This window comes from Pantoea sp. F_5 (genome assembly GCF_008631595.1).
Taxonomy (GTDB): domain Bacteria; phylum Pseudomonadota; class Gammaproteobacteria; order Enterobacterales; family Enterobacteriaceae; genus Pantoea; species Pantoea gossypiicola.
The window spans coordinates 18722-28585 of sequence record NZ_VWUO01000030.1; the positions used below are offsets into that span (position 1 = coordinate 18722).

The window sequence follows — 9864 nt, forward strand, 5'->3', positions numbered from 1 at the left end:
TTACTTGATAGTTTCGCTGTTAGACTTGAAGAAACGGACTTTTTTGCCGTCTTCGAATCTAAAGCCTACACGGTCAGCCTTACCAGTTGCCGCGTTGAACAGTGCAACGTTAGAAACCTGAATAGCAGCTTCTTTTTCAACGATGCCACCTGGTTGGTTCAGAGCCGGAACCGGCTTCTGATGTTTCTTAACCAGGTTGATACCTTCAACGATGACCTTACCAGAAGACAGGACATTCTTAACTTTACCGCGCTTACCTTTATCTTTACCGGTTAACACGATAACTTCGTCGTTACGACGGATTTTAGCTGCCATTGTTCGCTCCTTAGAGTACTTCTGGTGCCAGAGAGATAATTTTCATGAACTTTTCAGTACGAAGTTCACGAGTTACCGGCCCAAAAATACGCGTACCGATAGGCTGCTCACTGTTATTGTTCAGAATAACGCATGCATTACCATCGAAGCGAATGACAGAACCGTCCGGGCGACGAACACCCTTCCTGGTGCGCACCACTACCGCCTTCAGGACATCACCTTTTTTGACTTTACCACGCGGAATTGCTTCCTTGATGGTAACTTTGATGATGTCACCGACGCCTGCGTAGCGACGGTGCGAGCCACCCAGAACCTTGATACACATTACGCGACGTGCACCGGAGTTGTCGGCGACGTTCAGCATAGTCTGTTCTTGGATCATTTTAGTGCTCCGCTAATGTCAACTACTACTTCGGGACCTAAACCTCAGGTCGTTAGAAAGCCCCATAATTGAGGGCGCGGCATTGTAACACCGGTTCTCACAGATGGGTAGAAAAAATAAACGGCTCTCAATCGAGCCGCTGATTTTCCCTGATGACAGGGAGGGCGTATTCTAGGGAATAGTGCGAACAGTAGCAAATGTAATCTGCCTTATTTTTCGTCGCCTCCCTAATAAAGTGCCCTTCTGACTCAACTGACCAGTTTTCTGGCCAGTTGGTTATGCTGATGCAGCACGGCTGGCAGTTCAATTCCGGCCAGTTGTCCGTCACGCACCCTGACTTTTCCGTTGATGATGCTGTAAGCGACCTGACCCGGATTACAGAACACCAGAGCGGCGACGGGATCATGCCCTGCCCCGGCAAGACCAAGGCGATTCAGATCAAAGATGGCCAGATCAGCCATCATGCCCGGCGCAATGGTGCCCACGTCGTCGCGATTCAGCACTTTTGCTCCACCCAGCGTCGCCAACTCCAGAGCCTGACGTGCCGTCATCGCATCCGGGCCGAAACCCACGCGTTGCAACAGCATCGCCTGACGTACCTCCGCTATCATGTCTGAGCTGTCATTGGAGGCAGATCCATCTACGCCCATACCGACATGGACACCGGCATCGCACATGTGGCGTATTGGTGCAATGCCCGAACCGAGACGCATGTTTGAACAGGGACAGTGTGCAACGCCGGTTCCGGTGCGTGCAAATAGCTCCATACCATGCTGATCCAGTTTAACGCAGTGTGCATGCCAGACATCCGGTCCTACCCAGCCGAGGTCTTCAACGTACTGTGCTGGCGTCATGTTGAACTTCTCGCGGCTATAACGGATATCGCTGTCGTTCTCTGCCAGATGAGTATGCATTGAGACGTTGAAGCTGCGGGCCAGTGCAGCGGATTGCTTCATCAGTTCACGGCTGACCGAGAACGGTGAACATGGTGCCACCACGATACGTAACATCGAGCCGTGGCTGTCATCGTGATAGCGCTCAATTACACGCTGCGTATCCTTGAGGATGGCGGCTTCATTCTCAACCAGCGAATCGGGCGGCAGGCCACCGAGGGATTTGCCCACACTCATGCTGCCCCGGCTGGCATGGAATCGCATGCCCATCAACGCTGCAGCCTCAATGCTGTCGTCAAGCTTACAGCCGTTAGGATAGACATAGAGATGGTCACTGGTGGTGGTGCAACCGGAGAGCATTAACTCGGCCATCGAAATCTGCGTTGAGATATGAATCATCTCAGGCGTCAGGTTCTGCCACAGTGGGTAGAGGTGGGTAAGCCAGTTGAACAGTTCACCGTTTTGTACCGCAGGAATAGCCCGTGTCAGGCTCTGATACATGTGGTGGTGAGTATTAATCAGGCCAGGTATAACAATATGTCCCTGAAGATCAATAATCTCGTCAGCGCTATCAGGTAACGATCCTGCTTCTCCGACCGCAACGATCTGGTTTCCTTTAATCAGAATACTGGCGTTACGTATTTCCCGACGATCGGCATCCATGCAGACCACGCATTCAGCGTTCTTTAGTAATAACGTTCGTTCCATGCTATTGCCTGTTGGTTGTGAGTGTGTGCTACCCGATAATAGCGGCAGGCTTTTGGCAGAGCTAATAGCAGGTAACGCAGCTAACAGTGGCAGTTTTAACAGTGACCGGCGTAAACGATCATGATTCTCCATTTTCACGGCACATTTCCTTGTACAGTTATGATAACTCCGGCCTCTACAGACTGGAGCATTCAGGCAACATCGCCTGAAGAGTCGCAGCTTAATCCTCGCCACTCCCTCAATTTGTGAGCACCATCAAATCTGTCCTGCCACAGGCACAAATGGATCAAGTCAGAATAAAAGGCAAAAAAAAACCCCCTGCCGAAGCAGAGGGTTTCCTCAGAAAAAACAATTCTTATTACAGAACCGCTTTCTCGATTACGCGAACCAGGGTCCAGGATTTAGTCTTGGACAGTGGACGGCATTCGCGGATTTCTACCACGTCACCAATTCCACATTCATTGTTCTCGTCATGGATGTGCAGCTTGGTCGTACGTTTGATGAATTTGCCATAGATCGGGTGTTTCACGAAACGTTCGATAGCAACAACTGCAGATTTCTGCATTTTGTCACTTACTACACGACCCTGCAGAGTACGGATTTTATCGGTCATTACGAACCCGCCTTCTCAGTCAGTAAAGTCTTAACGCGTGCAACATCACGGCGAACCTGTTTCAGCAGATGAGTCTGCTGCAGTTGGCCAGATGCTGCCTGCATGCGCAGGTTAAATTGCTCACGCAGCAGATTAAGCAGCTCAGTGTTCAGCTCTTCAACGCTTTTTTCACGCAGCTCAGTTGCTTTCATTACATCACCGTCTTAGTTACAAAGGTGGTTTTGATAGGCAGTTTTGCTGCTGCCAGCTTGAATGCTTCACGGGCCAGCTCTTCTGGTACGCCGTCCATTTCATACAGGACTTTACCAGGCTGGATCAGGGCAACCCAATACTCTACGTTACCCTTACCTTTACCCATACGCACTTCCAGCGGCTTCTCGGTGATCGGTTTGTCCGGGAATACTCGGATCCAGATCTTACCTTGACGCTTAACTGCACGGGTCATAGCACGACGTGCTGCTTCGATCTGACGAGCAGTCAGACGACCACGGCCAACAGCTTTCAGACCGAAAGTACCGAAGCTAACATCCGTACCCTGCGCCAGACCGCGGTTGCGGCCTTTGTGCACCTTACGGAATTTTGTACGCTTTGGTTGTAACATCAGCGACTCTCCTTACTTACGGCCTTTACGCTGCTGCTTTTTAGGTTGAGCAGCCGGTTCCGGTTGTTCAACAGCAGCCATACCACCCAGGATCTCACCTTTGAAGATCCATACCTTAACGCCGATTACACCATAAGTGGTGTGCGCTTCAGAGGTGTTGTAGTCAATGTCAGCACGCAGAGTGTGCAATGGCACGCGACCTTCACGGTACCATTCGGTACGTGCGATCTCAGCGCCACCCAGACGGCCGCTAACTTCAACTTTAATACCCTTCGCGCCAAGACGCATGGCGTTCTGAACTGCACGCTTCATAGCACGACGGAACATCACACGACGCTCCAGCTGTGAAGTGATGCTGTCAGCTACCAGTTTCGCGTCCAGTTCCGGCTTGCGGACTTCGGCGATATTGATCTGTGCAGGAACGCCAGCGATTTTCGCGACGACCGTGCGCAGTTTTTCTACATCTTCGCCTTTCTTACCGATCACGATGCCCGGACGAGCGGTGTGAATAGTCACACGGATGCTCTTCGCTGGACGCTCGATAACGATACGAGAGACAGATGCTTTAGCCAGTTCTTTAGTCAGGAACTGACGTACTTTAAAATCGCTGTCCAGGTTGTCAGCGAATTCGTTGGTGTTCGCAAACCAGGTAGAGTTCCATGGTTTTACAATACCCAGGCGAATACCATTAGGATGTACTTTCTGACCCATTGCTAGTCTCCAGAGTCTCAGCGATCGGACACAACCACAGTAATGTGGCTGGTGCGCTTCAGGATGCGATCTGCACGACCTTTGGCACGCGGCATAATGCGTTTCATGGTCGGACCTTCATCAACGAAAATTTTCGTGATTTTCAGATCGTCGATATCAGCGCCATCGTTGTGTTCGGCGTTAGCAATGGCAGATTCCAGAACTTTCTTGACCAGTACAGCCGCTTTTTTATTGGTGTAGGTCAAAATGTCCAGTGCCTGCGACACTTTCTTACCGCGAATCAGGTCAGCAACAAGGCGAACCTTCTGAGCAGAAGAACGAGCGTGGCGATGTTGAGCTAAAGTTTCCATCTCTTCCTCCTACTTATTTCTTCTTGGCTTTTTTATCAGCCGCGTGACCGCGATAAGTACGTGTCGGCGCGAATTCACCCAGTTTGTGACCAACCATTTCGTCGGAAACAAAGACAGGAACGTGCTGACGACCATTATGGACAGCGATGGTCAAACCGATCATGTTAGGAAAGATCGTTGAACGACGGGACCAAGTGCGCAAAGGCTTCTTGTCACCGCTTTCCACCGCTTTCTCTACCTTCTTCAGCAAGTGCAGGTCAATAAAAGGACCTTTCTTGAGAGAACGTGGCATGGCTTATCCTCTAATATTATTTGCTACGGCGACGTACGATAAATTTATCGGTACGCTTGTTGCTACGGGTCTTCTTACCTTTGGTCTGAACGCCCCACGGAGAAACCGGGTGCTTACCAAAGTTACGACCTTCACCACCACCGTGCGGGTGATCAACTGGGTTCATCGCGGTACCACGAACGGTCGGACGAACACCACGCCAACGGGCTGCACCTGCTTTACCCAGAACGCGCAGCATATGCTCAGCGTTGCCGACTTCGCCCAGTGTTGCGCGGCAGTCTGACTCGACTTTACGCATTTCACCTGAACGCAGACGCAGGGTAACGTAAGAACCTTCACGCGCAACGATCTGCACGTAAGCACCGGCTGAGCGAGCAATCTGACCGCCCTTGCCTGGTTTCATTTCTACGTTATGCACGGTTGAACCCACCGGGATGTTACGCATCGGCAGTGTGTTACCTGCTTTGATCGCAGCATCAACGCCAGATTGGATCTGGTCGCCGGCTTTCAGGCCTTTAGGGGCCAGGATGTAACGGCGCTCGCCATCTTTGTACAGAACCAGTGCGATGTTCGCAGAGCGGTTCGGATCGTACTCAAGACGTTCAACGGTTGCCGGGATACCATCTTTGTTGCGTTTGAAGTCAACAATACGGTAAGCCTGCTTGTGACCACCACCGATATGACGGGTAGTGATACGACCATTGTTGTTACGGCCACCGGATTTGCTGTTTTTTTCTACCAGCGGGGCAAATGGTTTGCCCTTGTGCAGCTCCGCGTTTACCACTTTAACTACATGGCGACGACCCGGAGATGTCGGTTTACATTTAACAACTGCCATTGTCTTTCTCCTCCGACTTACTCAGCGCCGCCAGCGAAGTCCAGATTCTGGCCTTCTTTCAGGGTGACGTAAGCTTTTTTCCAGTCGCTACGACGACCGATACGCTGTCCTTGACGCTTAACTTTGCCCTTAACTACCAGGGTGTTTACGTCTTTAACTTCTACTTCGAACAGTTTCTCAACAGCAGCAACGATTTCTGCTTTGGTCGCGTCATTAGCAACTTTGAGAACGATGGTATTGGTTTTTTCCATCGCGCTAGATGCTTTTTCAGATACGTGCGGCGCGCGCAGTACTTTCAGCAGACGTTCTTCACGGATCATGCCAGCATCTCCTCAACTTGCTTAACTGCATCAGCAGTCATAACGACTTTGTCGAAGGCGATCAGGCTAACTGGGTCGATACCAGATGCATCACGCACGTCAACCTTGTACAGGTTACGCGCAGCCAGGAACAGATTCTCATCCAGTTCACCGGTGATGATCAGCACGTCTTCCAGCGCCATGTCTTTCAGTTTCTGTACCAGCAGCTTGGTTTTCGGCGCTTCTACAGCAAATGATTCGACAACGATCAGACGGTCCTGACGTACCAGTTCGGACAGGATGCTTTTCAGCGCGCCGCGGTACATCTTTTTGTTAACTTTTTGACTGTGGTCCTGCGGCTTCGCAGCAAAGGTCACGCCACCTGAACGCCAGATTGGGCTCTTTACAGAACCTGCACGCGCACGGCCGGTGCCTTTTTGACGCCATGGCTTTTTGCCTGAACCGGTTACTTCGGCGCGGGTTTTCTGCGCGCGAGTACCCTGGCGGGCGCCAGATGCGTAAGCAACAACAACCTGGTGAACCAGCGCTTCGTTGAAATCACGACCGAAGGTAGTTTCGGAAACAGTCAGCGCGCTCTGCGCGTCTTTCAATACTAATTCCATTGCTATCCCCTTACGCCTTCACAGCTGGTTTAACGATCAGGTCGCTACCGGTAGCACCGGGAACTGCACCTTTAACCAGCAGCAGGTTGCGCTCAGCGTCAACACGTACTACGTCCAGACTCTGAACGGTTACGCGCTCATTACCCAGCTGACCTGCCATTTTCTTGCCTTTGAACACTTTGCCCGGAGTCTGGTTCTGACCGATAGAACCCGGAACGCGGTGAGACAAGGAGTTACCGTGAGTTGCGTCCTGGGTACGGAAGTTCCAGCGCTTAACGGTACCGGCGAAACCTTTACCTTTAGAGGTACCGGTTACGTCAACTTTCTTAACGTCAGCGAAAATCTCAACGCTGATGCTCTGACCTACAGAATACTCGTCACCTTCAGCGGTGCGGAATTCCCACAGGCCACGGCCAGCTTCAACGCCAGCTTTAGCAAAATGACCAGCTTCAGGTTTGGTCACACGGTTTGCTTTTTTAGCACCGGTGGTAACCTGAATTGCCTGGTAACCATCGTTTTCCAGGCCTTTGACCTGAGTAACGCGGTTCGCTTCAACTTCGATTACGGTTACTGGGATAGAAACGCCATCTTCAGTGAAGATGCGGGTCATGCCCACTTTTTTACCGACTAAACCAATCATTGTTTCAACCTCTCAATCGCTCGATGACCTGATTAACCCAGGCTGATCTGCACGTCAACACCGGCAGCCAGATCCAGACGCATCAGAGCATCAACCGTTTTTTCAGTTGGCTCAACGATGTCTACCAGACGCTTGTGAGTGCGGATTTCGTACTGATCACGCGCATCTTTGTTAACGTGCGGAGAGATCAGAACAGTAAAACGCTCTTTGCGGGTTGGCAGCGGGATTGGACCACGAACCTGCGCACCAGTGCGCTTGGCGGTCTCAACGATTTCCGCGGTTGATTGATCGATCAGACGATGATCAAACGCTTTAAGACGGATACGGATTCTTTGGTTCTGCATGAGACCAGAGCTCCAAACTTTTTATAGACGAAAAAAATTACTACTCGAGCCCATTACGATTGATGGGAGAGTGTAATCGTTCAGCATATAACTCCCCAATTGGGAGTATTGTCAGGCGGCCTATATTTCAGCCGTCTGCGATTCTGCTCGAATCGCGCCTGCAATATCTGCAGGCCCGCGCATTATACGTAAATCTGTTCAGGAAGCAACCCGTGTTGCGGTTTTCCCTGTTAAAAAGTGGCCGGTTCGTGAGGCACGCGTCGCATTGCACTGCTGCAGAGCGGTTAAATCACAAATTTTTTTGCGAACACGTTTCGGCCGTTATTTATCCATGGGTGACACAGAACGAGAAGCCGATGAAAGTGCTTTTAACCTCTCATCCGGAGCAACATCATGTTACTGATCACTCAATTTGCAGTACTCACTTGCGGAGGCGCACTGGGAAGCTTTCTTTCGCTGGCCTGTATGCGTTTCTCACCCGCCCTATCACCCATTCAATGGTTTGTCGCACTCTGCTTTCCCGGTTCACGGTGTGGTCATTGTCAGCAGCGCTTGCTGTGGCGTGACGTTCTGCCCCTTGTCAGCTGGGCGGGTTTAAAAGGACGATGTCGCTTCTGTCGTCATTCATTCGGCTCAGATAGCTTCATTACTGAATGGCTGATCGCAATCCTTTGCCTGCTGGTGCTGAATAGCTTTGATGGGCCTGAAGCCGCTATTTTTATTATCTCTGCCTCAAGTCTGCTGCTACTGATAGCGATCATTGACCGTCAGCACTTCTGTATACCTGACCCGCTCAGCTATCTGCTGCTCTGGCTGGGATTACTCCACGCCAGCGTGACCGGTAACGAAACAGCGGCGATCTGGGGTGCGCTGTCGGGCTATTGTGCATTATGGCTGCTCGCCTGCAGTTATCGGCAGGTTCGTGGCTATGAAGGATTAGGTTATGGTGATATGAAGCTTTTCGCGGCATTGGGCGCATGCTGTGGATGGCAGGCATTACCCTGGATTGCACTGGGTAGCACTTTCCTGGCACTGGCGGCAGTTGTAATGCTGCAGCATCGGATGGCAATTCAGGGGAACAGCCCGCTGCCGTTTGGCCCTTTCCTGGCCATTGCGGGCTGGGTAACAATCGTGCTGCAGACCCGATTCACTCTTCTTTAATTTGAGCCTGCAGATAGTTCTGGATACCCATCTTCTGGATCAACTCAAGTTCCGTTTCAATCCAGTCGATGTGATGCTCTTCATCAGCCAGGATTTCAATCATCATGTCACGGCTGACATAGTCATGTACCTTGTCAGCATAAGAGATAGCCTCACGCAGATCTTTAGCGCCTTCCAGCTCCAGATTCAGGTCTGAACTCAGCATTTCCTCAACGTCTTCACCGATACGCAGACGTCCCAGATCCTGAAGATTTGGAATGCCTTCGAGAAAAAGAATGCGTTCAATGTACTTGTCCGCATGCTTCATCTCGTCGATCGATTCGTGATACTCCACATCGTTGAGGCGCGTCAGCCCCCAGTTTTTAAACATGCGCGCATGCAGAAAATACTGATTGATGGCAACCAGTTCATTTCCAAGCAGTTTATTGAGATGACTGATAACTTTGATATCGCCCTTCATTGTTAACCCTCCGCGTCTGCTTTATCAGATCGTAGATGTGATTAAAAAGAAGTCAAAAAAACGCGACAGATATTGTGGGTATTCGCACACGCGGTGTGTCAGGCGATCTCTTTATAGAGTGGTGGATGCTGCATCTCTTCATCCATGATTTCCCGCGCGGCGCGCAGACATTTACCGCACTGTTTGCCGACCGGTACAAAATGACGCAGTTGCTGGATGGATTTGGGCTGATAGCGCCGTACAACTTCACGAAGGGTTTTATCACTGATGGCATTACACAGGCAGACGTACATTCTTTCATCACTCAAGACCATTTTCTGTACACAGTGTAAATGCGAATCGTTTTTATTACAAACCTACCCTTTGCAGGGTTATGACGCTCTTCAGGCAAAAAAAAAGAGCACCGAAGTGCTCTTTTCTTTGTGTTGCAGTGGCCGTTTGCACGACCACAGCAGATATCACAATTAAGCGATAACTTTAGCAACAACACCCGCGCCAACGGTACGGCCACCTTCGCGGATTGCGAAGCGCAGACCTTCGTCCATTGCGATTGGGTGGATCAGGGTAACAACCATTTTGATGTTGTCGCCTGGCATGACCATTTCAACGCCTTCTGGCAGCTCTACTGAACCGG

At 50.8% G+C, this 9864-nt stretch carries 17 protein-coding genes and 1 pseudogene; 1 reads left to right on the forward strand and 17 read right to left on the reverse strand.

From position 1 onward, the window contains the following. The 14 genes from rplX to rpsJ all read right to left on the reverse strand — a co-directional run bounded on the left by rplX (position 1) and on the right by rpsJ (position 7609). Complete coding sequence (rplX, locus tag F3I44_RS22935; RefSeq protein WP_003850150.1) at positions 1-315, reverse strand: 50S ribosomal protein L24; 315 nt, start codon at positions 313-315, stop codon at positions 1-3. 10 nt (positions 316-325) lie between these two features. Then, complete coding sequence (gene rplN / locus F3I44_RS22940) at positions 326-697, reverse strand: 50S ribosomal protein L14 (protein WP_006120590.1); 372 nt, start codon at positions 695-697, stop codon at positions 326-328. A gap of 248 nt (positions 698-945) precedes the next feature. Further along, the gene (locus F3I44_RS22945) at positions 946-2298 is read right to left on the reverse strand and encodes an 8-oxoguanine deaminase (RefSeq protein WP_150015842.1); all 1353 of its coding nucleotides are present in this window, start codon (positions 2296-2298) and stop codon (positions 946-948) included. A 358-nt stretch (positions 2299-2656) separates the two neighbouring features. Further along, entirely contained in the window at positions 2657-2911 is a 255-nt protein-coding gene (rpsQ, locus tag F3I44_RS22950; RefSeq protein ID WP_003850147.1) for a 30S ribosomal protein S17, read from the reverse strand. Further along, positions 2911-3102: a 50S ribosomal protein L29 gene (gene rpmC, locus F3I44_RS22955; protein WP_003850146.1), complete on the reverse strand. Its 192-nt coding sequence runs from the start codon at positions 3100-3102 to the stop codon at positions 2911-2913. Before rpmC ends, rpsQ begins: the two co-directional genes overlap by 1 nt. Continuing rightward, entirely contained in the window at positions 3102-3512 is a 411-nt protein-coding gene (rplP, locus tag F3I44_RS22960) for a 50S ribosomal protein L16 (RefSeq protein WP_002438716.1), read from the reverse strand. Before rplP ends, rpmC begins: the two co-directional genes overlap by 1 nt. A gap of 12 nt (positions 3513-3524) precedes the next feature. After that, positions 3525-4223 (reverse strand): 30S ribosomal protein S3, encoded by a 699-nt coding sequence (gene rpsC, locus F3I44_RS22965; protein ID WP_008927135.1) that lies wholly within the window; start codon positions 4221-4223, stop codon positions 3525-3527. 17 nt (positions 4224-4240) lie between these two features. Continuing rightward, complete coding sequence (rplV, locus tag F3I44_RS22970) at positions 4241-4573, reverse strand: 50S ribosomal protein L22 (RefSeq protein ID WP_008927136.1); 333 nt, start codon at positions 4571-4573, stop codon at positions 4241-4243. Between the two features lie 13 nt (positions 4574-4586). Next, positions 4587-4865, reverse strand: a complete 279-nt coding sequence (rpsS, locus tag F3I44_RS22975) for a 30S ribosomal protein S19 (protein ID WP_001138115.1) — start codon at positions 4863-4865, stop codon at positions 4587-4589. Between the two features lie 16 nt (positions 4866-4881). Next, positions 4882-5703 (reverse strand): 50S ribosomal protein L2, encoded by an 822-nt coding sequence (gene rplB / locus F3I44_RS22980; RefSeq protein ID WP_150015843.1) that lies wholly within the window; start codon positions 5701-5703, stop codon positions 4882-4884. A gap of 17 nt (positions 5704-5720) precedes the next feature. Then, on the reverse strand, positions 5721-6023 hold the full coding sequence (rplW, locus tag F3I44_RS22985; protein WP_003850708.1) for a 50S ribosomal protein L23: 303 nt from the start codon (positions 6021-6023) through the stop codon (positions 5721-5723). After that, positions 6020-6625 carry a 50S ribosomal protein L4 gene (gene rplD / locus F3I44_RS22990; RefSeq protein ID WP_003850711.1) on the reverse strand — a complete coding sequence of 202 codons (606 nt, stop codon included), beginning with the start codon at positions 6623-6625 and terminating at the stop codon, positions 6020-6022. Before rplD ends, rplW begins: the two co-directional genes overlap by 4 nt. 10 nt (positions 6626-6635) lie before the next feature. Then, positions 6636-7265: a 50S ribosomal protein L3 gene (gene rplC / locus F3I44_RS22995; protein ID WP_006120583.1), complete on the reverse strand. Its 630-nt coding sequence runs from the start codon at positions 7263-7265 to the stop codon at positions 6636-6638. A gap of 32 nt (positions 7266-7297) precedes the next feature. Next, positions 7298-7609 carry a 30S ribosomal protein S10 gene (rpsJ, locus tag F3I44_RS23000; RefSeq protein ID WP_001181005.1) on the reverse strand — a complete coding sequence of 104 codons (312 nt, stop codon included), beginning with the start codon at positions 7607-7609 and terminating at the stop codon, positions 7298-7300. A 393-nt stretch (positions 7610-8002) separates the two neighbouring features. On the opposite strand from rpsJ, the gene F3I44_RS23005 reads away from it, so the two are divergent. Further along, entirely contained in the window at positions 8003-8770 is a 768-nt protein-coding gene (locus F3I44_RS23005; protein ID WP_150015844.1) for an A24 family peptidase, read from the forward strand. Here the strand turns inward: F3I44_RS23005 and bfr are convergent. The 3 genes and pseudogenes from bfr to tuf all read right to left on the reverse strand — a co-directional run. Beyond that, the gene (bfr, locus tag F3I44_RS23010; RefSeq protein ID WP_013359241.1) at positions 8757-9230 is read right to left on the reverse strand and encodes a bacterioferritin; all 474 of its coding nucleotides are present in this window, start codon (positions 9228-9230) and stop codon (positions 8757-8759) included. The genes F3I44_RS23005 and bfr overlap by 14 nt on opposite strands. A gap of 98 nt (positions 9231-9328) precedes the next feature. Then, positions 9329-9523 (reverse strand): bacterioferritin-associated ferredoxin, encoded by a 195-nt coding sequence (gene bfd, locus F3I44_RS23015; RefSeq protein WP_009087597.1) that lies wholly within the window; start codon positions 9521-9523, stop codon positions 9329-9331. 171 nt (positions 9524-9694) lie between these two features. Beyond that, a pseudogene (tuf, locus tag F3I44_RS23020) lies at positions 9695-9864 on the reverse strand (elongation factor Tu); the annotation flags it as partial.